The organism is Scandinavium sp. UTDF21-P1B, assembly GCF_040750395.1.
Taxonomy (GTDB): Bacteria; Pseudomonadota; Gammaproteobacteria; order Enterobacterales; family Enterobacteriaceae; genus Scandinavium.
In genome coordinates, this window is record NZ_JBFLVD010000065.1 from 1 (window position 1) to 231 (window position 231).

General features: G+C 72.7%; 1 protein-coding gene. It reads right to left on the reverse strand.

Annotated elements, in window-relative coordinates; all coding sequences use genetic code 11:
• Positions 1–231, reverse strand: a 231-nt coding sequence (locus tag AB1287_RS22430; RefSeq protein WP_435619156.1) for a hypothetical protein, incomplete at both ends; no start/stop codon positions are given.

Sequence of the window (231 nt, forward strand, 5' to 3'; positions counted from 1 at the left end):
CTCGGGCAGTGACCGGAAGGCCTGCATGGCGAGCGACCGCTCGGCCTCGTGCATGGCCCGGACGTCCGCGCCGAGGTCGAGCGTGTCCTGGTCGGAGACCTCGGAGGAGCGGGACGCCTCCGCCGCGAACACGGCGAAGTCCTCGACGAGGTGCTCCCGCTTCTGGGTCCTGGCCCAGTGCGCCGCGACCCGTCGGACGGTGGTCATCAGATAGGCGCGCACGGCCTGGGC